This window comes from Spirosoma endophyticum (genome assembly GCF_900112365.1).
Taxonomy (GTDB): Bacteria; Bacteroidota; Bacteroidia; order Cytophagales; family Spirosomataceae; genus Spirosoma; species Spirosoma endophyticum.
Genome location: NZ_FOLQ01000001.1, coordinates 532921 through 553732, shown reverse-complemented (window position 1 = coordinate 553732; position 20812 = coordinate 532921). Strand labels below are relative to the sequence as shown.

Genomic DNA, 20812 nt, shown 5'->3' with positions numbered 1-20812 from the left:
TTTTAAACCAAAACCTTAAACCATACAACTTCATGAACGAGAATAATTATCCGAAACTCCACAACGCCATGTGGCCGGGTGTGGTCGGCAAAGGTGGTGATTCCGAGCCTGTTATCCCATTCGACACCATGCTGGATTTAACCGCAGCTGCCGAGGTTGATGGCGTAAAATTTGATGGCGTCGACCTTGCCCTTTTCGAACACATTGATGTCAACCTGTCGGACGATGAGATCAAAAAGCTGGCGGATAAAGTTGGCGGCTATAATTTGAAAATCGGCTCGCTGGTGGCACCCATTTGGGGCGGCTCGGCTATGGGCTCTAAGGAAGAACGGGCAACGTTTGTCGAAATGGTACGCAAAGCGTGCCACATTGGCCAGAAGCTGACGGAGTTGGGTATTCGGCCGAGTGGCGTTGTCCGGATTGATTCGTCCACTTCGCCGACAGTTTGGGATGCTGATCCAACCGCAAATTCCAAACTGATTGCTCAGACCTTCCGTGAAGCCTGCGACGTAGCGGCTGACTACGGCGAAAAACTAGCCGCCGAAGGTGAAATCTGCTGGGGTGGCATGCACAGTTGGAAAACCATGCTCGAAACATTGGAATTAGTCGATCGCCCGAATATGGGCTTCCAGGCCGATATGGCTCACACATTGCTCTATACGATGGGCTACAACCGTGAGCAGGATCGTATTCTGCCACCCGACTTCGACTGGAGTGATCGCAAAGCGCTGAGCGAAGCATTACGTACTTTAACGAATGCACTACGTCCCTGGACAATCGATTTCCACGTTGCACAGAATGACGGAACGGTATTCGGTTCGGGTTCACACGATAAAACCGGACGCCACTGCCAGGCGCTGGACCCGAACGGCAAACTCGACGTAGTACACGATGCTGGCTACTGGCTGCGCGATGAAAATGGTCAACTCACCAAAGCCTTCAAACACATTTGCTGGGATGGCTGCATGTTCCCAAACAGCGTCATGAATACCCAGCAAACCTGGAACGACATTCTGGCTACCATGATCAAAGTCCGTCAGCAACATGGCTGGTATGAGTAGTAGACGACAGTCGTCAGTCATTAGTCGTTAGTGGCTGACGCGAAAACTTATGCGTCAGCCACTAACGACTAATGACTGACGACTAACTATAACACACATGGCAACAAAAAAAGAAATACGAATTGGCTTGATCGGGACCGGATTTATGGGCCGGACGCATTCCAACGGTTATAATCGGGTACCCAATTTTTTCCCTGATCTGGAATACACCCCTGTCCTGAAAGCGGTTTGTTCACGGAACGCCGAAAAAGTAAAGGCATTTGCCGATCAGTGGGGCTATGAATCTATCGAAACCGATTGGAAAGTCCTCATTGCGCGGGATGATATTGACGCCGTAGATATTTGCACCCCCAACGATACCCACGCTGAAATTGCGATTGCAGCCGCTGCTGCCGGGAAAATGATTCTCTGCGAGAAACCGCTTTCCCGGACATTGGCCGAAGGGCAGCAGATGGTGGATGCGGTTGAAAAAGCGGGTGTAAACACAACGGTTTGGTATAACTACCGACGTATTCCGGCCGTTACGTTAGCCAAACAAATTGTCGATTCGGGTAAGCTTGGGAAAATCTTTCACTATCGGGCGAACTTCCTGCAAGACTGGACCATCAGCGCCGACGTACCGCAGGGCGGCACCGGCACCTGGCGTATGGACGTCGAAGCGGCTGGCTCGGGTGTAACGGGCGATTTACTCGCGCACTGTATCGACACCGCCATGTGGATCAACGGAGCCATTGTCGACGTATCGGCCGTTACAGAAACGTTTGTTAAAGAACGGATGCATCAGCTAACGGGTAAAGTTGAACCGGTCGGGATTGATGATGCCTGTATTTTTCACTGCCACTTCGAAAATGGCTCATTGGGACTTTTTGAATCAACGCGTTACGCTCGTGGCCACAAAGCGCTCTACACCTTTGAGATCAATGGCGAAAATGCGTCCATCCGGTGGGACTTGCACGACCTGAACCGACTTGAGTATTTCGACTATGCCGATGAGTCGATCGTGCGGGGCTGGCGGTCTATTCACGTAACGGATGGCGATCAACCGTATATGGATAAGTGGTGGGTTCCAGGCCTAGGCATTGGCTATGAGCACAGTTTCATTCATCAGGTTGCCGACTTTTTCAAAAGCCTGGAGATGGGTGAAAAGCCCTGTGCGCCAACGTTTAAAGATGCCTTAGAAACCCAAAAAGTCTGTGAAGCCGTACTTGATTCGGCTGCTTCAAGGAGCTGGAAAGACACGGGCGTGGCTGGTAAAATTAATTGAATGTGTGGTAACGGCCTACAGGCCGCTCCACAAATACAAAAGCGCCGGACCTCAGTTGAGGTCCGGCGCTTTTGTTGAAGGCTTTATAGCTAGTTACCCTGGTTGTTTAATCGCTTGAGCAGCATATTATTAAACATCTGCTCGGTCTTATATAATTCAGCTAACTGTGCCGGACTAATAACTTTTAGAAACCGGCTCATATATTCCTCGTCCAGATCGGCAATTTTTTGCTTGGTCGCATTTACCTCCCGCAAACCGTCTAATAACTGATTGTTATTGAGGTTACTACGTGATGGTTCATTGTTCAGTTGTCGAACCCGTCGATTCAACTCCTGTTTTTTAGCATTGTACTCATTATAAACGGCCCAAAACTGGGGTGCTTGATCAGGGGTCAGGTTCAGCCGGTTGGTAATCAGGCCAATCTTGGCCGATTCGATTTTCTGGCGTCCGTTGAGTTCATTCTGTGCGTTGGCTACCTGTGTCATCAAAAACAGGCTAACCAGCCAACCAATCCATACGTATCTCATTGTGGTAAAGTTAACCATTCTAAAAAATCAAGAGCCGACATTCAGATTATCCAGGGTATTTTGGTCTTCAATGTGTTGCTGAATATCAGTTGGCCGCACGTTTAAGAATTGAATTGCCGTGGTATCAGTACCCAACGAGGAATGAAGTTGCTGACTGTCGGCCAGCTCGTCGGCGCTTACTCCCTGTTCGTCCAGATAAGCTGTAATTACCTCATTACTTACACCGGCCAATGCTTCGCTCCCTAATGTTTCCTGGCGTTGCGGTAACGTTTGCCACACGAGCACTGCAATCAGGCTTGCACCCGCCAGCGAAGCTGCTGTCCGTTGCCAGGACCAGCTAATGCTGAAAGCTGGTTTCGCTTTTCGTGCTACGCGAGCCTGAACCCGCGATGGCAACGTATCGAAGTAGCCATCTGGTGCTGCGAATGGCAATTGCCGCAGAGGATGTTCAGGTGGCAGTTCATCAATCCGGAATTGATTCTTATCGTTCATTGCGTTTGATGTGTATCTACTACACGATTCAGGCGTTGTACTTTGAGGTTTGACAGTTAGCTACGTTCGGGGTTTAATCGACTGTATCAGTTTTTGTTAGATAATCCTCAATTTTTTTGACTGCTAAATGATACGATGCTTTCAGCGCCCCCACGGATGTACCGGTAATGTCCGCAATTTCTTCGTATTTCATATCATCGAAGTATTTCATGTTGAACACTAACCGCTGTTTATCGGGCAATTTCAACAGGGCCTTCTGCAATTTCAACTGGATTTCTTCACCACTTGGTTCGTTGCCGGACGTAACATACTCGGAGTTACTTTCCAGCTTTTCCATCAGCTCACCTTCTACATCACCAATCGGTAGAAAAAATCGGCGACGTTTCTTATTCAGGAAGTTAAGGCATTCGTTAGTCGCAATGCGGTATATCCACGTATATAACTGACTATCACCCCGAAACTGTTCCAGGCTGTTCCAGACTTTTATGAATGTTTCCTGCACCAGATCATCGGCATCGTCGTGGTCAATGACCATTTTGCGGATATGCCAATAAATCTTCTGCTGGTACTGGCGCACCATCAGATTAAAGGCATAGTTCCGGCTCGACGGGTCGCGGTATTTAGCGAGGAGTTCTGCGTCAGTCATTCGTTAAGTATTAGTCGGTAGTCGTCAGTGGATAGTGGTTTACTGGCCATTACCCACTGGCGACCATTGACTATTTTCTTGCCATTACTTTCTTCACCTGCTCAATAATTTTATCGGCAGTGAGACCGTATTTCGTCATCAGTTGGTCAGGTGTACCGCTTTCTCCGAACGTATCATGCACACCTACGTATTCGAGCGGAGCTGGATAATGCTGCGCCAGCACTTGCGCTACGCTATCGCCCAAACCACCGTTTAGCATGTGCTCTTCGGCCGAAACAGCACAACCTGTTTTCTTGACGGAGGCCAGAATAGCCTCTTCATCTAACGGTTTAATGGTGTGAATGTTGATAATGTCGGCTTCAATTCCTTCTTCCGCCAGAATTTCACCCGCTTTGATAGCTTCCCAAACGAGGTGACCCGTACAGAAAATTGATACGTCCGATCCTTCATTCACAACCCACGCTTTACCGATCTCGAATTTCTGATCCGCAGGGGTGAAAACCGGAATCACGGGCCGACCGAAACGTAGATAGACCGGACCAACGTGGTCGGCAATGGCGAGCGTAGCGGCTTTGGTCTGATTATAATCGCAGGGATTAATAACGGTCATGTTGGGCAGCATTTTCATCATACCCAGATCTTCCAGAATCTGGTGCGTGGCACCATCTTCGCCGAGGGTTACGCCCGCGTGGGAAGCGCAGATTTTAACGTTCTTATTAGAATACGCCACCGATTGCCGGATCTGGTCATAAACCCGACCCGTAGCAAAGTTGGCAAACGTAGTGGCAAAGGGAATATGTCCGCCAATGGTTAGGCCCGCCGATACGCCAATCATGTTTGCTTCGGCGATACCGCACTGAACGAACCGCTCCGGATTGTCTTTAATAAACGCTTCCAGTTTGAGCGAGCCAGCCAGATCGGCGGTGAGGGCTACGACGTTCGGGTGCGACTTGCCCAATTCGGCCATTCCCGCACCAAAACCTGAACGGGTATCTTTCTTCTCGGTGTACTCGTATTTTTTCATGATCTGTGTAAATGGTCTGTATTAATTCGCCGAAGCGAGGGTTTGCAATTTGGTTAAAAAATAGTGTGCACTAGGGCAATTTGGATGTTGGGCAGCCTTTTCGATGGTGAAGCCGTATTTGAGCATTCGCCGGGCTAACATTGGCTTTGTACCGATGCCTCGTCCTGTCTTACTTAGAAACAATTGCTGAATCTCCCCGAAAGGATCATCCACCAATTCGGGATAGTCAATTTTTGTTTCCGCATTTGTTAAAGTAGATAATGTTAATTCATCTGCTAGAAACCAGGACTCTATCTTTTTTACAGCTACGATAACAACTTGGTCAATAAATTCTCCGATGCGTTGCTTCGTAACACGTACCGATTGATCGTTATCTAAGTCTGTTAGAATGACAATTACATCCGCCTGATAACTAAGCAATTCTATTCGGAGCGGACTAATACGATCGGGTAATAAGTTTCCTGCTCCATCGGCATCAATTACAGCACCGACAGGTTCTATGCCATGCTGTTGCAGCCATTCCTGAAATGAAGCTGACTCCAACAGGATCTGCTCAGTTTTGCCTTCACCAATGAATCCAATTTTCACCACGCTAGACCGCCCCCTAGCACGTTCATAAGTAGGGCCTCGTCCATTCGTAAGCCATGAAAATCACGGCCCTGATATTGAGTTACCTGCGTTTTGCCTTGTTTTTTCTCAACCACCACCATTTCTTCAGGCCTAAGCCGGGAAATCATTGATTGAGAATGTGTATTCAGCCAGATATGATGACCACGTTCTTCACACATAACCCGAAAGAAATCAACCAATTCACGGGCAACCTGAGGATGAAGGCCGTTTTCAGGCTCTTCAATACACAAGAATTGTGGTTTATCGTCGCTCTGGTAAACGGCGGTCAACATTGCTAAAATGTTATATGTACCGTCGGAGATCAAATCTTTAGTGAAGTATTTAGGCGCAAACTCTTCAAACCAATGAAGTTCGTCCCGATCGTCAATCTCAACAGCTTTAAACTCAGGTACAAAAAGCTCTAGCCATTCGAAGATTTCATTCTTCAACGTATCATCTAATAAAATACGTTTTAGTACCTTTTCGAGATTGTTGGCTGAAAGGGATAGGCGTTGATCATCATTAAAAGCCAACTTGACTAATTCATGATTCCTTATGAAGAGTCTAGTAAAGCCGTTAGTGAATTGTAGATAGTTAATGTTTCTTATAGAGTGATCAATCATTGGATCAATGTGGATTGGTCCAGAAACACTCGCAGATGTTATGCCATTTTCATATCTACTTTCAAATGTTTCAGCGTCTATTAAAAAAGAAAATGGAGCATTTTTGTCTTGTATACGAATTAAGGAATTTGGACCACCAAACAGGCTAATTGCGTTAGGTGTTTGCTGACTTAAATTCACAAACTCCAAAGCCTCGAAAATATTCGATTTGCCCGACCCGTTAGGGCCGACAAAGACCGTGAACGGATTGGGCTCAATCAGCTCAATCCGTTCAATGGACTTGAAATTTTCGATGACTAGGCGTTTGATTTTCATTTTTCACGTAGTGACGCAATTATTACGTCTCTACAGAATTAATAATCCGTCATGCCAACCGTCAATGGCAATTCATTGAGGGCTTGCGTTAACTGCTCGGCGTTTGGTGCGGTGCCGTGCCATTTATAGTTGCCTACCATGTAATCGACGCCAAAGCCCATTTCGGTGTGCATCAGAATCATCGTCGGTACGTCAGGATCTTCCTGCGATTTCTTCAGTGTCCGAACTACATCGGCCATGTCGTTACCTTCCATTTCGTCGACGTACCAACCGAAAGCCCGGTATTTGGCCGCGAGGTCACGGTTGCTGTTTACGTTGTCGGTGGTGCCGTCAATCTGCGCGTGGTTGAGGTCGATTATGGCCGTCAGGTTACCAAGTTTCTTGTTTGGCGCAAACTGTGCAGCTTCCCAAACCTGGCCTTCCTGCTGCTCACCATCGCCCATCAGTACGTACACGTGATTTTTGTCGCCATTGAGTTTTTTGGAATAAGCGGCACCGTTCGCTACCGATAAACCCTGTCCCAGCGATCCAGAGGCTATGCGGATACCTGGTAGATGTTCGGCGGTGGTTGGGTGACCCTGCAAGCGACTATCCAGTTTACGGAACGTAGCCAGCTCGGCAACCGGGAAGTAACCGGCACGCGCCAGCACCGAATAAAAGACGGGGGAAATATGCCCGTTCGATAAGAAGAAGATGTCCTCATCGCGACCGTCCATATCGAAAATGGGCGTTCCATCGGCGTTTTTCTTCCGATTCATCACCTCAAAATAGAGAGCGACAAAAAAATCGGTGCAGCCTAAAGATCCGCCTGGGTGACCAGAGTTAACGGCCGCAACCATGCGGAGAATGTCGCGCCGAACGGCGGTGGCAGTGTGTTCGAGTTGTTCGAGTTCCATGTGGTAGGTGGTGCGGGTGGAAGCCCGCTTTTTAATCAGGAATAGCGGGTTTCCACCCGCATTACTTTAGTGTAAAATCTGTTCTGCGTGATTCTTGGTGTCTACCTTGCCAATAATATCGCTGATAATTCCATTTTCATCAATCAGAAACGTAGTCCGGACGGTTCCCATGAAGTTGCGACCGTACATGGATTTCTCTTTCCATACGTCATAGGCTTCTACTACTTGCTTATCGGTGTCGGCCACAAGTGTAAAAGGTAAATCATATTTACTTGTAAATTTCTTGTGAGCCTGCTGATCATCGACGCTTACCCCCAGAACTTCGTAACCAGCCGCTTTTAAGCTGGCATAGTTGTCGCGTAAACTACACGCTTGAGCCGTACAACCTGGCGTATCATCTTTAGGATAAAAATACAGAACGACCTTCTTCCCCCGATAATCGGAAAGTTTGATGGGCTGGCCATTCTGGTCAGTGCTGGTAAAATCAGGAGCTGGGTCGCCAATAGTCAGGCTCATTTAATTTGGGTTTATGATTTTCGGTTTTAAGTTTACGGAAGGCTAACGCAAAACCGAAAACCTATACAGTGTTATCGTCTCTTTCGCTGCTTTTTCGGAGCCGCTTTCCGTCGAACAACTGGTTCGGCAATGAGCGTACTGTCAGAACCAATATTTCCCGCTCGGTCTTTCACCTGCACCAGCACTTCGGCACCAATTTCAAATGGCTCATCCGGGTTTAGTTTATCAGACCAAAGCAACGCCCGTTTATAATCGTACTGCATCAATACCCATTCGCCGTTAACCAATGCCCGAAACTCGGCAATACCTGATAAGTCGTCCCGAATTTTGGCTGAAATACCCTTTGGTGTTGCGGCCAGAATATCCACTTTGGGTGGATTCGCGTCAGTTAGCAATTGAAACCGTCCCAGTGTCTTAGTCTTGAATTCAATTCGTCCTTTGTTCCAGGTTCCCCCCAGGAAACTTTCCCGACCACTGCTCACGGCGTAGGCCTTAGTGCGCAGTGTATCAATGGCAATCGGATAGTTCGGTACGTATTGAACCGTCAGATAATCATTGATTGGGATAATTGACTGATTAATTTCAAGACCACCACCCGGTAACCCTCTCATGGCCAGATGTAACGTATCAAATAAGGTTTTCGGGCCAAATTCAAGCCGGGCAACTTTATCGATAACGACTTCACTACGTCCCGGTACGATGCGTTTTCTGAAATTGGTTCGCACAACGCCCCGGCCGAACTGAACGGAGTCGGGCAATGACTGACGCAAATCTATAAGATAAATGGCTTGGTTGTTACGTATATAGCTAACGGCTTGTTCAGTTACCGTACGTCCGGTGATAAGCTTAGCCACTGGCGGGTTGCTACCAAGATTTCTAACCGCAATTTTCAATACGTTCTCATCAGTGGTGACAGTTGCCGTAGGTTCTGGCGCGTAGCTGGCTGGCTGCACCGTTAGTGAGTCTATCTGGAGTGGATTCGCCGGAGCTACTTCCGGAAGGATCGTGAACGTTAGCTGGGCCGACTGATCAAAAGCGTCATATAGTATGAGCGTAACTTCGTGGGGCTTGCTATCCAGCAGAGGCAGACGTCCCCGGTACGCAGCATTACTTTGTAACTTATAGATATTGAGAATGTTGCCATCCGCAATGTAGCCTCTGTGATACCGTTGTCCACTCATCTGCTCCATTTCATAATTCTCATGGATATTCATGAACCGCGTCTGCTCATTCGGAAAACTATTCATATTATAAGCAAACACCTCCTGCCCATCCAGCCGGATTTCCAGACAACTTATGCCGTTCCGATAGGGGGACCCGCTGGTTTTGTCATAACCCAGTACCTCCATGCCAACCAGACCCGAGGCCGTAATAGGCTGCGTGATCGTATAGGTGCCATCAGCTTTGCGGACGGGTGTGTACGTAACCCGTTGGTATTCCCCATTAATCCGGGAACTCGCGGTCATCGTTTTCAACGCAACGCGCTCAAAATAGGGGGGGACTTCATCCCTGATCTCGGGAAAATCGTATAAGAGGGGGTTGAAAAGATTATCTTTTGAATCGCGAATCTCAAAGTGAAGGTGCGGGCCACCCGATCCGCCGGTATTGCCAGATGCCGCGATTATATCCCCTTTTTTGACCGGAAACTGGCCCGGCGTCGGACGGAGATCAATCTCAAACGTTTTCTTCTGGTATTGCTGCGCCCGCAGATACGTACCAAGTGTATCATTCAGGTTTCTGAGGTGGCCATAAACGGTCGTTAAGCCATTTGGATGCTTTATAAAAACAACATTTCCATACCCCCCCGTGAAGACTGCAATGCGTGATACGTAGCCATCTGCAGCCGCATGTACATCCAGTCCCTCGCGTCCGCCCGTACGTATATCGATGCCTGCATGAAAGTGATTGGGCCGCAGGTCGCCCAAACCGCCCGCCAGTGAATTCGCTGAACCTGGCTGAATGGGAAACATAAAATACCGCTCCGGTCCGACAAGCGCCTGATTTGTGCCCGACTCAAGGGTTGTGTTTGTTGGTGCGGTAGGGGTGCTCTGCCCTTGCACCACACCACAACGTAGCACTACGGCGATCAGACTCGGAATTAGCAAGCGTCTCAAACAATGTGGCATCGAAAAGAGCAAAAAATGAAATTACTTTACGTCGAATGTCAGCATGGGCTTGTCTTCAATATACGCCGTTAGCTGATCCCCGATTTGTACTGGTCCCACGCCTTTAGGTGTGCCCGTAAACAGAATATCACCCTGTTGCAAAAGAAAATACCGGGATACAAACGAAATCAGGTAGTCGATTTTGAATAACATCAGACTCGTATTTCCCAATTGTTTCGTTTCTCCGTTAATATCCAGGTGGAAATTAAGATTCTGTAAATCAGCGAAATCCGTTTTGGGAACGAAGGATGAGATAGGAGCGGAGCCGTTAAACCCTTTTGCCAGTTCCCAGGGCAACCCTTTCGCTTTTAATTTACTTTGTAGATCGCGCGCTGTAAAGTCAATCCCAACTCCGATTTCATCGTAGTATTTGTGCGCAAACTTCTCGTCAATATTCTTTCCAACCCGGTTTATTTTGACCAGAATCTCCACTTCGTAGTGAACATCGTTAGAGAAATCAGGATAGAAAAACGGCTCGTTTTTCAGCGGAATCGCCGTTTCTGGCTTTAGGAAAATGACCGGATCTTCGGGCTGTTCGTTGTTGAGTTCTTTGATGTGTTCAACGTAATTCCGGCCAACGCAAATAATTTTCATATGGAGTAAAGCAGTGGTACGGTATTCTGATGGAACACCCATACGTATTTTATAAACAACGGCAGGTTTCTGCCCGCGTTACATTAAACCTAAACAAATGTTACAAATCTAAGGACTAAAGAAGGGCTGACCGCACTCGTTCAGAAAAATTTGAACAAATCCGGTACCTTGTGGGTCATATAATGTCATAACACCTAGATAACTCACATACACAAATGAGAAAAGTACTAATTATAACATTGCTGGTAGTATTTGCTATCGGTTGCCAGAAAGTTCCTATCACGGGAAGAGCCCAGTTGAAACTGGTGCCGGACAATGATATGCTGTCGATGAGCTTTACTCAGTATAAAGCGTTTTTGGATACAAGCAAGGTCGTTAGTACCAGTAATACTGATGCTGAAATGGTGAATCGGGTTGGGGGGCGTATTCGTCAGGCAGTTGAGAATTATATGAACAGCAATGGCTTTAGCAAACGACTGGAAGGCTTTAAATGGGAATATCACCTGGTACAAAGCAATCAGGTAAATGCCTGGTGTATGCCCGGCGGCAAAATTGTCGTGTACTCAGGTATTTTACCCTATACGCAGAACGAAGCCGGGTTAGCGACCGTGTTAGGGCATGAAGTTTCGCACGCTATCGCTGAGCATGGCAACGAACGTATGAGCGAAGGCTTAGTTGCCAATGGATTACTCCAGGCTGGTCAGGTCGCTACGGGAATTGGTACGTCGAATAAGAGCCCACAAATGCAGGCTATATTTCAACAGGCATTCGGTGTGGTTGGCCCATTAGCCTACCAGTATGGGGTAGGATTGCCACACAGTCGGAAGCAGGAATCGGAAGCCGATCACCTCGGTCTGATTTTTATGGCAATGGCGGGTTATGATCCTAACGAATCCATATCTTTCTGGCAACGGATGGCTAAGGCGGGTGGTGGAAAAGCACCCGCCGAATTTATGTCTGACCACCCATCTGATGCACGTCGGATTGCCGATTTGCAGAAATTACTACCCGACGCCCAGAAATATTACGCTAGCGCCCGTCGATAGAAGAATTCGTTCATAAATAAAAAAGCCGGAGCACAAGCTCCGGCTTTTTTATTTATGAACGAACGTCAGATTACTTCAATGACAATATTACCTGACGTACTTTTTCGGCGGCTTCTTTCAACTCAACAGCTGATTGCACTTTAAGGCCTGAATCGTCGATAATTTTCGCCCCTTCGGCCGCGTTGGTGCCTTGTAAGCGAACAATAATCGGGACAGGGATATCGCCAATGGCTTTATAGGCTTCCACAACACCCGTTGCAACGCGGTCGCAACGTACGATACCACCGAAGATGTTAATCAGAATGGCTTTTACGTTCGGGTCTTTTAGAATAATGCGGAAACCGGCTTCTACCGTTTTAGCGTTCGCTCCACCCCCAACATCCAGAAAGTTAGCCGGTTCGCCACCCGATAGTTTGATGATGTCCATCGTAGCCATGGCCAGTCCAGCTCCATTTACCATACAGCCTACGTTACCATCGAGCTTAACGTAGTTTAGATCATTGGCAGAGGCTTCCACTTCGAGCGGATCTTCTTCGGCCAGATCGCGCATGGCTTTCAGATCGAGGTGTCGGTAGAGGGCATTATCGTCCAGATTAACCTTGGCATCAACGGCTAATATTTTATTATCAGATGTTTTCAAAACCGGGTTAATTTCGAACATGGAGGCATCCGTATCCACATACGCTTTGTACAGCGCGGTTACGAATTTCACCATATCTTTGAAGGCTTCGCCTTCCAGTCCCAGCCCAAAAGCTACCTTGCGGGCTTGAAACGGTTGTAAACCTACGGCTGGATCAATCCATTCCTTCACAATCTTTTCGGGGGTGTGTTCCGCAACTTCCTCAATGTCCATACCGCCTTCGGTGCTGGCCATAATGACGTTGCAGGCTTTAGTACGATCAAGCAGGATACTGATGTACATTTCTTTAGGCTCTGACACACCTGGATAATATACATCTTCGGCGATGAGTACTTTGTTAACCCGCTTACCTTCCGGGCCTGTCTGGTGGGTAACCAGTATGTTGCCAATGAGGTTTTTTGTGATGTCGCGCACGGCATCGACTGATTTGGCCAAAGCGACTCCTCGCTGCTCCGAGCCGACAATCTGGCCCTTACCGCGCCCACCAGCATGGATTTGGGACTTAACTACTACCCACTTCTGGCCTGATTGGGCAATGAGGAGTTTGGCGGCTTCAACGGCCTTCTCGGGTGATTCTGCTACAATGCCCTCCTGAATGCGGACACCGTACTTTTTGAGAATTTCTTTACCCTGATACTCGTGTATATTCATGACAACTGCAACAAGGAGAATGGGAAATCGTATTTTTGTGCGGCAAGTTAACAGGAAATGATGAATGATGAATGAAGAATGATTAACGTAATGGCTGAAATCACCTACTCGTCTTCTTTTCACATTCATCATTCATCATTTTTCATTCATCATTTTTCATGCAACCGCTTCTCCAAACTACTGATATTCGCCGGAACTACGGCAATTTACCCGTTCTTAAAGGAATTGATCTACGGATCGAACCCGGTGAGGTTGTGTCGATTGTCGGCGCGTCGGGAGCTGGTAAAACGACTTTACTTCAAATTCTGGGTACGCTCGATCGACCTGATTCCGGCGAGTTGCACATAGCCGGACAAAATGTATTTACATTGAATGACCGCCAGTTAGCCCAGTTTCGTAATGAGCGAATCGGCTTTGTCTTTCAATTTAATAACTTACTGCCCGAATTTACGGCGCTTGAAAATGTTTGCCTGCCTGGCTTTATTTCGGGAAAGGATGAGCAGGCCGTTCGGCAACGGGCTGAATCATTATTGAACACACTTAGTTTAGGACACCGCCTTAATAATCTACCTTCACAAATGTCGGGTGGAGAGCAACAGCGGACGGCCGTAGCACGGGCCTTGATTAACGAACCTGCGATCGTCTTCGCCGATGAACCCAGTGGCAACCTTGACTCACGTAATGCCGAAGATTTACATCAGTTGTTCTTCCGACTTCGCGATGAACTTGGTCAGACATTCATTATTGTGACGCATAATGAAACGCTGGCGGCTCTGGCTGACCGTACCGTTACTATCCGGGATGGTATTCTGGTTAATTAAGAATAAGCTTGTTGCTAGTAAGAATTATGCTTCTTCAATAAGTAAATTTACCTAAATTTTGAACAAAAATGAATTGTCTTTTATAAGATAAACTGTTGATTGTCAGATATTTGATTTTTTATGTAAAAAATTATTTCATCGAAAAGAATCAAACTTCCTCTTTTTTGTTTTATAATTGTGTCGAAAAGAAAAGTTTTTCATAACGTTGAGTAAATCAGAAAGCCAAGAGAGTGTCTCGCTTGGCTTTTTTCTTTGCCTGAAATTTCCTCTTCTACATAAAACGTTTTTCTGATCTACGTTCCAATACTTTTAACACGATCCTGTCCCATCTGGTAGCTGAATCTTTACCTAGTTCTTATTCCCATATATAGCTTTCAACAAAAATGCCCCCGATCGAAAGATCGGGGGCATTTTGCAAAATCAGGGAAATCTTTTAAATCAAGAAAATCCCGACGGGCGCCGAAGCGGTCAAGATTACATCATGCCGCCCATGCCGCCACCGCCGTGACCGTGTCCACCGCCACCAGCTGGAGCTTCTTCTGGCTCGTCAGCGATTACACACTCGGTCGTTAGCAACAGACCAGCGATCGACGCTGCGTTTTCCAGTGCCAAACGCGTTACTTTTTTCGGGTCAATGATACCAGCTGCAAACAGATCTTCGAACGTATCGTTCTTAGCGTTGTAGCCGAAACCACCGTCGCCATCTTTCACTTTGTTCACGATAACCGAACCTTCGCCACCGGCGTTAGCTACGATCGTACGAAGTGGAGATTCAAGGGCCACACGGATGATGTTGATACCCGTTTTTTCGTCTTCGTTGATGGCCTGGATAGCGTCCAGGGATGAGATCGCACGAATCAGCGCAATACCACCACCGGTTACGATACCTTCTTCAACGGCAGCACGAGTTGCGTGCAGGGCATCGTCAACGCGGTCTTTCTTTTCTTTCATTTCTACTTCGGTAGCCGCACCAATGTAGAGGATAGCCACACCACCCGACAGTTTAGCCAGACGCTCCTGCAATTTCTCGCGGTCGTAGTCGGATGTCGTGTTTTCGATTTGGGCTTTGATTTGGTTTACGCGACCTGTGATATTTTCTTTCTCGCCAACACCATTGACAATAGTTGTATTGTCTTTGTCGATCAGAATTTTTTCGGCCTGACCCAGGTATTCGATCGATGCATTTTCGAGTTTGAAACCGCGTTCTTCGCTGATAACCTGGCCACCCGTCAGAATAGCGATGTCTTCCAGCATAGCTTTCCGGCGATCACCGAAACCAGGCGCTTTTACAGCAGCTACTTTCAGGGCACCCCGAATTTTGTTCACGACCAACGTAGCAAGTGCTTCACCGTCAACATCTTCAGCGATGATCAGCAAGGGACGACCCGTTTGGGCTACCTGCTCCAGAACTGGCAACAGTTCTTTCATCGACGATACTTTCTTCTCCGAAATCAGGATAAATGGACGCTCTAATTCGGCTTCCATTTTTTCCGTGTTCGTTACGAAGTAAGGAGATAGATAACCACGGTCGAACTGCATACCTTCTACGGTTTTAACTTCCGTTTCCGTTCCGCGCGCTTCTTCAACCGTAATAACGCCTTCCTTGCCAACTTTTTTCATGGCTTCGGCGATCATTTTGCCGATTTCCTCGTCGTGGTTAGCCGAGATCGTAGCCACCTGTTGGATTTTACCGAAGTCATCACCAACTGTTTGCGCTTGCGTAGCCAGGTTAGCAACAACGGCCAGCACGGCTTTCTCGATACCACGTTTCAAATCCATTGGATTTGCACCAGCCGCTACGTTTTTAGCGCCAATCGAGTAGATCGCCTGGGCAAGGACAGTAGCTGTAGTTGTACCGTCTCCCGCTGAATCAGCCGTTTTAGACGCTACTTCTTTCACTAACTGAGCGCCCATGTTTTCCATGGCGTCTTTCAGTTCAATTTCTTTAGCCACAGTCACACCATCTTTCGTAATGGTAGGTGAGCCGAATTTTTTGTCAAGAATTACGTTCCGACCTTTAGGTCCGAGTGTCACTTTAACCGCGTCGGCCAGGGTATCAATACCCTTCTTAATACGCTCACGGGCTTCGGTATCAAAGATTATTTTCTTTGCCATGATTGGTATAATGATGAATTATAAATGATGAATTATGAATGATAATGAAAGATGATGGTTCTGGTTTGACCCAATTCATCGTTTATCATTAATCATTCATCATTGGATTACAGGATTGCGAAAATGTCCGATTCACGCATGATGAGGTACTCTTTGCCATCAACGGTTATTTCTGTACCAGCATATTTGCCATACAGAACCGTGTCGCCTACCTGAACCGTTAGGGGTTCATCTTTCTTGCCCGCACCAACGGCTACGACCGTTCCACGCTGGGGTTTTTCCTTTGCTGTATCGGGAATGATGATCCCGAACGAGGTTTTTTCTTCAGCCGGGGCGGCTTCTACCAGCACCCGGTCGGCCAGCGGTTTCACGTTCACTTTAACGCTTTCCGTTTCTGCTACCATGATAATGAGATGATTAAGGTTATTAACTGTTTGTGCAATAGTTTACACGACTCCTCACTTGCGCCAATTTCTATGCCAACACGGTCTGACTGTCAAATTTTCAGGCTTTGGGCTGACATACTGCCATTGGCCACTTTAACTAAATTTCATTCGGTGAACGTAGTAATTGTGGCGTACAGAATTTGGTTCTTTGCCAAAAAGCACTTAGATTAACCTAGTGATACACGGATAAAGTGACTGCCGACGGTTTATGAAAAAATTACAACCTGACTGGTTTACGCAAAACTGGCTTGATGCCGAATATCAGAAGTATGTCGTGATGGCATACTTGCAAGCTGTACAGACGAATTTTACGGAACAAAAACTCTGGCCTGACCTGCCCGAACTACGCAATCACTACGATGCTGGTATTCGTTTTTCGAGGGGCAAAGGTACGTTAAATGCAGCTTTCCCCAAGCGAATAAGTAGAGTTACCGGCCCACCACCCCGAATTGAGTATAAATCCGAGGTGACGGACTCGGCGTTTATGGTGGAGATGGATGCGATTATGGAATTCGCGCTGCCCCGGTTTCAGTCGATGCTGACAGAAGGACAGCAACGTTGGGAAGATATTGCCCGATCGTTGACGCTTACGCCGGTGGGCGTGTTACCACTACGTCCCGAGGAAGGCTATCTGCTGATCCATGCCACGAACCAGTCCGAAACGCAGATTTACTACTTCTCGTTGAGTCTGTATTCGGAACAGGAACCCGGTGGACGAGTTGTGAAACTGAACTTTGTGGAAGCTGTGCGGAAGAGTCTGGTCAATACGTTTGAGAATATCAAACTTGACCTGATCCGGCGGTATAGTCATCTTCCTAACCCGGCAACGTTTATGCTGGAGAGTCAGCGAACCTATCCCGTTCAGGAAACCCTGTTGCCCATTGCCCGACAATTACTGGCGCAGGCAGCCGCGTAAACGGGCATCAAAAAAAGCCATTCCGTTTCAGAAATGGCTTTTTTGATGCTTAAAATCGATACGTTACTTTTTAGGCGTCAGCGCCGAACTTGATGTGCCGGGCGTAGCAGCCGCACCCGGAGTCGCCTGACTAGGTGCTGGAGCTGGTGTTGGAGCAGCCGCACCGGGAAGCGTTTGGGTTTGTGCCCGATCTACGTTTGCGCTGTTGATCCCACCCGCCTGATTGCGATCAATCATGATGTAAGATGCCAGCGAAAGGACCATCACACCGATGCCAAGGCCCCAGGTAATTTGTTCCAGCAGGTCGGTTGTTTTCTTAACGCCCATCAATTGATTCGACCCCAGACCGCCGAATTCACCAGCCAGTCCTCCACCTTTTGAGTTCTGAATAAGTACGATAAGAATAAGCAGAACGGTGAGAATGCAAATGATGACAATGATTGTCGTTACCATGAAGTCTGTTATCACCGGGACGCCGGTGCGTTTTATCTGTAAAGAGTTGTTAGTAATCAGGAAAGGTTTTTAGGATTCAGTTGAGTCACCTTTCGCCCTCGTTAATTCGCTGATTTTTGCCGCAAAGTACGCCTTTTTTTCGGGATTTTTCACCATTAGTTTTCGATAGATTTCGCAGGCTTTATCAATTTTGCCCTGCTTCTCCAGGATTTTAGCAAAACTTTCGGTTACCAATCCACCACCAGCGGCCGATATCGTTCGTTTTGTTAAATCTTCCTGCTCAAGTTGTTCATCTGGCTTGGTACGCACGGGTGAGATGCGCGGCTCTTTCTTGATAAAGCTGTCGATCAGATCAAATTGCCGCTGGCGTTCAATGTCGGCAGCAGAAAGGACAGGTGGCGCTGGTGTTGTTTCGCTAATCTGAGAGAGATCATTCTGTAGATTTATTTCGGTGAGTGTCAGGTCTTCGGGCGTGGGCGTAGTGACGACGGGTTCCAGCTCATCTTGGTTGGGTATATGCAGTAATGAAAATTTAGGAAACCCGTTGCTGAACCCTATTTTTGATTTAAAGAACGCGTAACTCTCCTGCTGGTAATCATCGGGTATGTGGACGTGCTTGGATGACAGTTCGTTCAGCTTCGTCAACAGGTTTTCCGACCACTGAAATTCATTGTCAATCAGCTTACGTAGCGCATTCCGGCTCAGCGCGTGGGCGGCTGCCCGACGAACATACGGAACGGTCTGGCTACGTTGATGCACTGAAGCCGCTTTTGCCATCAGGCTGTGCAGTGACTGACAATACGGGTACGTTGACAGACTTTCCTGCAACTGCACGAAGTCAGTAGGCGTAAGATCGTCGGGATGAGTGACCCAATACGAAAAAGTTTCTTTGTCAAGTGCCAGCATGGGTCGAAAGTAATGATGAATAATGAATGATGAGTGATAAATGGAGAGAAGTTTTTTGTATGAATCATTAATCATTAATGATTAATCATTCCAATTTTACCAGTCGGCGGCCGTTTTGTTGAATATATCAAGGACAATCTGATCCAGAATAATCGGTACTAAACGACTTTCATTTTGGCTGAGTGTCTGATTCTGGGGAAAATCCTTGTAAAATGAGAAGGGTTGCTCGAAATTCTTAGTCTCGTCTTTATTATTGTAGAATCTGGCCAGCACCGTGATTTGTAGCCGGTTAACACCTGCCTGATCAGTGGCCGTTGGCGCTACCGCCACCAAATCATAGCCTGTAATATTGCCTTCCAGTACCATGTCACCATTAGCGGGAACCACTTTCAGGTTCGTATATCGCTGGTAATATTCCTTTAGTTTTTCATTGAACGTCAGCGGTAAGTTAGCTGGGCCACCGGCCGTTGCCAATACGAAGTTATTAACGGTAACCGTCTTGATATCAGGGGATAGGGTTGTACCTGTGAAGGAATAAACCCCGCAGGATTGAATGATGAATGATGAATTAAGAATGATGAATGTTATGACAATGTGTCTCCAATTCTTATTCACCATTCTTAATTCATCATTCTTAAATAACTTACTCTTCATCAATCTCATACTGTTTGATTTTGCGATATAACGTGCGTTCGGAGATGCCGAGTGCCTGAGCTGCATACTTTCGTTTGTTGTTGTTCCGCCGAAGTGCTTTCAGGATCATTTCTTTTTCCTGACGTTCGAGTGAAAGCGAGTCGTCTTCCTCCGTTTCGTGGGTTACGTCTTCCACCGTTACATCATTGATATCTCCGTCTACATCATCAAAAATCTGCACCGGTGGATGACTGCCATACGTTTCTACGGGTGGAGCGGCTGGCCCGTTGGGTCGGTCGCGGGGCACTACGTTTGGCTGCGATGGCGAGCTGTTAACAGCTGGCAAAAAGCGTGTTACGTTAGGGTCCGTCGCTGGTCGAGGGTCACCATCCGACGAAATAGAATCGAACAGGTCTTTGTGTGTATGCAAAATCTGCCGACCATCCTGTTCATTGCCAAGCACATCGCGGACAAGTTTTTTGAGATCATTGACATCCCGGCGCATATCGAACAGCACTTTGTAGAGTAAATCCCGCTCCGAAAAGTTTTCGCCATTACTGCCATTTGCTTGCGGAAACAGGGCTAATGTGCGGTTGGGTTGCTGCGATTGAGGTAGGTATCTGCTTAAGGTCTCGGCATCAATAGGCTTGTTCTGTTCCGATTCGAGTATAGAAATCTGCTCCGCCATATTTTTCAACTGCCGGATATTACCTGGAAATGGAAAACTCATTAGCAGTTGCTTCGCATCGTCGGTGAGTTGCAGCGGTTTAATCCGATACCGTTCGGCGAAATCGGTCGTGAACTTGCGAAATAGCAATTCGATGTCGGTGCCACGCTCGCGGAGGGGGGGCACAAAAATGGGAACCGTGTTGAGCCGGTAGTACAAATCTTCCCGAAACTTACCTTTCTCGACAGCTTCCAGTAGGTTAACATTCGTGGCGGCTACAACACGGACATCGGTTTTCTGGGTCTTGGACGACCCAACGCGAATGAACTCACCGTTTTCAAGAACACGTAGCAGACGAGCCTGTGTACCGAGGGGCATCTCGCCAATTTCGTCCAGGAAAATAGTACCGCCGTTTGTCGTTTCAAAATACCCTTTTCGCGAATCGACGGCGCCTGTAAATGAGCCTTTTTCATGGCCAAATAGCTCAGAATCAATCGTACCTTCGGGAATTGCCCCGCAGTTGATCGCAATAAACTGACCGTGTTTCCGGGCACTCAGGCTGTGAATAATCTTGGAAAATGATTCTTTCCCACTGCCACTTTCACCCGTAATGAGCACGGTCAGGTCGGTAGCCGCTACCTGCATCGCTACGTTGATGGCGTAGTTGAGTGCCGGTGCGTTACCAATTATACCGAAGCGCTGTTTAACGCTTTGAATTTCCTGTTGATTCATAAATGGTTACTGAATTCGGTATTCGGTTTGTGGTTTACGGTGCGCTGCCACAAA

The 20812-nt window shown here is 47.3% G+C and carries 22 protein-coding genes; 5 read left to right on the top strand and 17 right to left on the bottom strand.

The annotated features are described in order from the left end of the window. The first annotated feature begins 32 nt into the window (after positions 1 to 32). Together BM202_RS02135 and BM202_RS02130 are read left to right on the top strand one after the other, a co-directional pair. Positions 33 to 1061 (top strand): sugar phosphate isomerase/epimerase family protein, encoded by a 1029-nt coding sequence (locus BM202_RS02135; RefSeq protein WP_093822811.1) that lies wholly within the window; start codon positions 33 to 35, stop codon positions 1059 to 1061. Positions 1062 to 1158: 97 nt separating this feature from the next. Continuing rightward, positions 1159 to 2325 (top strand): Gfo/Idh/MocA family protein, encoded by a 1167-nt coding sequence (locus tag BM202_RS02130; protein ID WP_093822810.1) that lies wholly within the window; start codon positions 1159 to 1161, stop codon positions 2323 to 2325. Positions 2326 to 2414: 89 nt separating this feature from the next. Here the strand turns inward: BM202_RS02130 and BM202_RS02125 are convergent, their stop codons facing one another. The 10 genes from BM202_RS02125 to BM202_RS02080 all read right to left on the bottom strand — a co-directional run bounded on the left by BM202_RS02125 (position 2415) and on the right by BM202_RS02080 (position 10732). Continuing rightward, complete coding sequence (locus tag BM202_RS02125; RefSeq protein WP_093822809.1) at positions 2415 to 2870, bottom strand: hypothetical protein; 456 nt, start codon at positions 2868 to 2870, stop codon at positions 2415 to 2417. Positions 2871 to 2879: 9 nt separating this feature from the next. After that, positions 2880 to 3344 carry a hypothetical protein gene (locus BM202_RS02120; protein ID WP_093822808.1) on the bottom strand — a complete coding sequence of 155 codons (465 nt, stop codon included), beginning with the start codon at positions 3342 to 3344 and terminating at the stop codon, positions 2880 to 2882. A 73-nt stretch (positions 3345 to 3417) separates the two neighbouring features. Beyond that, the gene (locus tag BM202_RS02115; protein ID WP_093822807.1) at positions 3418 to 3990 is read right to left on the bottom strand and encodes an RNA polymerase sigma factor; all 573 of its coding nucleotides are present in this window, start codon (positions 3988 to 3990) and stop codon (positions 3418 to 3420) included. A 70-nt stretch (positions 3991 to 4060) separates the two neighbouring features. After that, entirely contained in the window at positions 4061 to 5014 is a 954-nt protein-coding gene (locus tag BM202_RS02110; RefSeq protein WP_093822806.1) for a transketolase family protein, read from the bottom strand. Between the two features lie 21 nt (positions 5015 to 5035). After that, complete coding sequence (locus BM202_RS02105) at positions 5036 to 5602, bottom strand: DUF4276 family protein (RefSeq protein ID WP_245776489.1); 567 nt, start codon at positions 5600 to 5602, stop codon at positions 5036 to 5038. Beyond that, positions 5599 to 6561, bottom strand: coding sequence for an AAA family ATPase (locus BM202_RS02100; protein ID WP_093822804.1), 963 nt, complete (start codon positions 6559 to 6561; stop codon positions 5599 to 5601). The genes BM202_RS02105 and BM202_RS02100 overlap by 4 nt, the downstream gene beginning before the upstream one ends. A gap of 38 nt (positions 6562 to 6599) precedes the next feature. Beyond that, the gene (locus BM202_RS02095; protein ID WP_093822803.1) at positions 6600 to 7457 is read right to left on the bottom strand and encodes a transketolase; all 858 of its coding nucleotides are present in this window, start codon (positions 7455 to 7457) and stop codon (positions 6600 to 6602) included. A 66-nt stretch (positions 7458 to 7523) separates the two neighbouring features. Further along, complete coding sequence (gene bcp / locus BM202_RS02090; RefSeq protein WP_093822802.1) at positions 7524 to 7973, bottom strand: thioredoxin-dependent thiol peroxidase; 450 nt, start codon at positions 7971 to 7973, stop codon at positions 7524 to 7526. Positions 7974 to 8044: 71 nt separating this feature from the next. After that, the gene (locus BM202_RS02085) at positions 8045 to 10087 is read right to left on the bottom strand and encodes a M23 family metallopeptidase (protein WP_394333771.1); all 2043 of its coding nucleotides are present in this window, start codon (positions 10085 to 10087) and stop codon (positions 8045 to 8047) included. A gap of 33 nt (positions 10088 to 10120) precedes the next feature. Further along, positions 10121 to 10732, bottom strand: a complete 612-nt coding sequence (locus BM202_RS02080; RefSeq protein ID WP_093822800.1) for a fumarylacetoacetate hydrolase family protein — start codon at positions 10730 to 10732, stop codon at positions 10121 to 10123. Between the two features lie 215 nt (positions 10733 to 10947). On the opposite strand from BM202_RS02080, the gene BM202_RS02075 reads away from it, so the two are divergent. Further along, positions 10948 to 11778: a M48 family metallopeptidase gene (locus tag BM202_RS02075; RefSeq protein ID WP_093822799.1), complete on the top strand. Its 831-nt coding sequence runs from the start codon at positions 10948 to 10950 to the stop codon at positions 11776 to 11778. Positions 11779 to 11848: 70 nt separating this feature from the next. Here the strand turns inward: BM202_RS02075 and sucC are convergent, their stop codons facing one another. Then, positions 11849 to 13069, bottom strand: coding sequence for an ADP-forming succinate--CoA ligase subunit beta (gene sucC / locus BM202_RS02070; protein ID WP_093822798.1), 1221 nt, complete (start codon positions 13067 to 13069; stop codon positions 11849 to 11851). A 158-nt stretch (positions 13070 to 13227) separates the two neighbouring features. On the opposite strand from sucC, the gene BM202_RS02065 reads away from it, so the two are divergent. Further along, complete coding sequence (locus BM202_RS02065) at positions 13228 to 13890, top strand: ABC transporter ATP-binding protein (protein ID WP_093822797.1); 663 nt, start codon at positions 13228 to 13230, stop codon at positions 13888 to 13890. A 474-nt stretch (positions 13891 to 14364) separates the two neighbouring features. On the opposite strand, the gene groL is transcribed toward BM202_RS02065, so the two are convergent. Both groL and BM202_RS02055 read right to left on the bottom strand, forming a co-directional pair. Next, the gene (gene groL / locus BM202_RS02060; protein ID WP_093822796.1) at positions 14365 to 16005 is read right to left on the bottom strand and encodes a chaperonin GroEL; all 1641 of its coding nucleotides are present in this window, start codon (positions 16003 to 16005) and stop codon (positions 14365 to 14367) included. A 107-nt stretch (positions 16006 to 16112) separates the two neighbouring features. Further along, positions 16113 to 16409 carry a co-chaperone GroES gene (locus BM202_RS02055; protein WP_012925587.1) on the bottom strand — a complete coding sequence of 99 codons (297 nt, stop codon included), beginning with the start codon at positions 16407 to 16409 and terminating at the stop codon, positions 16113 to 16115. A 250-nt stretch (positions 16410 to 16659) separates the two neighbouring features. Here BM202_RS02055 and BM202_RS02050 point away from each other — a divergent pair, with 250 nt between their 5' ends. Beyond that, positions 16660 to 17367, top strand: a complete 708-nt coding sequence (locus BM202_RS02050; RefSeq protein ID WP_093822795.1) for a hypothetical protein — start codon at positions 16660 to 16662, stop codon at positions 17365 to 17367. Between the two features lie 63 nt (positions 17368 to 17430). Here the strand turns inward: BM202_RS02050 and secG are convergent, their stop codons facing one another. The 4 genes from secG to BM202_RS02030 form a co-directional block, all read right to left on the bottom strand. Beyond that, positions 17431 to 17820, bottom strand: a complete 390-nt coding sequence (gene secG, locus BM202_RS02045) for a preprotein translocase subunit SecG (protein WP_093822794.1) — start codon at positions 17818 to 17820, stop codon at positions 17431 to 17433. A 69-nt stretch (positions 17821 to 17889) separates the two neighbouring features. Next, complete coding sequence (locus tag BM202_RS02040) at positions 17890 to 18726, bottom strand: hypothetical protein (RefSeq protein ID WP_093823589.1); 837 nt, start codon at positions 18724 to 18726, stop codon at positions 17890 to 17892. Between the two features lie 96 nt (positions 18727 to 18822). Then, complete coding sequence (gene lptE, locus BM202_RS02035) at positions 18823 to 19380, bottom strand: LPS assembly lipoprotein LptE (RefSeq protein WP_093822793.1); 558 nt, start codon at positions 19378 to 19380, stop codon at positions 18823 to 18825. Beyond that, positions 19370 to 20758, bottom strand: a complete 1389-nt coding sequence (locus BM202_RS02030) for a sigma-54 interaction domain-containing protein (RefSeq protein WP_093822792.1) — start codon at positions 20756 to 20758, stop codon at positions 19370 to 19372. The genes lptE and BM202_RS02030 overlap by 11 nt, the downstream gene beginning before the upstream one ends. Positions 20759 to 20812: the final 54 nt, after the last annotated feature.

What these genes read in the sequence shown, in the direction of transcription:
- BM202_RS02135 (WP_093822811.1), top strand. Translation starts at nt 33, where the DNA reads ATGAACGAGAATAATTATCCGAAACTCCACAACGCCATGTGGCCGGGT.
- BM202_RS02130 (WP_093822810.1), top strand. Translation starts at nt 1,159, where the DNA reads ATGGCAACAAAAAAAGAAATACGAATTGGCTTGATCGGGACCGGATTT.
- BM202_RS02125 (WP_093822809.1), bottom strand. Translation starts at nt 2,870, where the DNA reads ATGGTTAACTTTACCACAATGAGATACGTATGGATTGGTTGGCTGGTT.
- BM202_RS02120 (WP_093822808.1), bottom strand. Translation starts at nt 3,344, where the DNA reads ATGAACGATAAGAATCAATTCCGGATTGATGAACTGCCACCTGAACAT.
- BM202_RS02115 (WP_093822807.1), bottom strand. Translation starts at nt 3,990, where the DNA reads ATGACTGACGCAGAACTCCTCGCTAAATACCGCGACCCGTCGAGCCGG.
- BM202_RS02110 (WP_093822806.1), bottom strand. Translation starts at nt 5,014, where the DNA reads ATGAAAAAATACGAGTACACCGAGAAGAAAGATACCCGTTCAGGTTTT.
- BM202_RS02100 (WP_093822804.1), bottom strand. Translation starts at nt 6,561, where the DNA reads ATGAAAATCAAACGCCTAGTCATCGAAAATTTCAAGTCCATTGAACGG.
- BM202_RS02095 (WP_093822803.1), bottom strand. Translation starts at nt 7,457, where the DNA reads ATGGAACTCGAACAACTCGAACACACTGCCACCGCCGTTCGGCGCGAC.
- bcp (WP_093822802.1), bottom strand. Translation starts at nt 7,973, where the DNA reads ATGAGCCTGACTATTGGCGACCCAGCTCCTGATTTTACCAGCACTGAC.
- BM202_RS02080 (WP_093822800.1), bottom strand. Translation starts at nt 10,732, where the DNA reads ATGAAAATTATTTGCGTTGGCCGGAATTACGTTGAACACATCAAAGAA.
- BM202_RS02075 (WP_093822799.1), top strand. Translation starts at nt 10,948, where the DNA reads ATGAGAAAAGTACTAATTATAACATTGCTGGTAGTATTTGCTATCGGT.
- sucC (WP_093822798.1), bottom strand. Translation starts at nt 13,069, where the DNA reads ATGAATATACACGAGTATCAGGGTAAAGAAATTCTCAAAAAGTACGGT.
- BM202_RS02065 (WP_093822797.1), top strand. Translation starts at nt 13,228, where the DNA reads ATGCAACCGCTTCTCCAAACTACTGATATTCGCCGGAACTACGGCAAT.
- groL (WP_093822796.1), bottom strand. Translation starts at nt 16,005, where the DNA reads ATGGCAAAGAAAATAATCTTTGATACCGAAGCCCGTGAGCGTATTAAG.
- BM202_RS02055 (WP_012925587.1), bottom strand. Translation starts at nt 16,409, where the DNA reads ATGGTAGCAGAAACGGAAAGCGTTAAAGTGAACGTGAAACCGCTGGCC.
- BM202_RS02050 (WP_093822795.1), top strand. Translation starts at nt 16,660, where the DNA reads ATGAAAAAATTACAACCTGACTGGTTTACGCAAAACTGGCTTGATGCC.
- secG (WP_093822794.1), bottom strand. Translation starts at nt 17,820, where the DNA reads ATGGTAACGACAATCATTGTCATCATTTGCATTCTCACCGTTCTGCTT.
- BM202_RS02040 (WP_093823589.1), bottom strand. Translation starts at nt 18,726, where the DNA reads ATGCTGGCACTTGACAAAGAAACTTTTTCGTATTGGGTCACTCATCCC.
- lptE (WP_093822793.1), bottom strand. Translation starts at nt 19,380, where the DNA reads ATGAAGAGTAAGTTATTTAAGAATGATGAATTAAGAATGGTGAATAAG.
- BM202_RS02030 (WP_093822792.1), bottom strand. Translation starts at nt 20,758, where the DNA reads ATGAATCAACAGGAAATTCAAAGCGTTAAACAGCGCTTCGGTATAATT.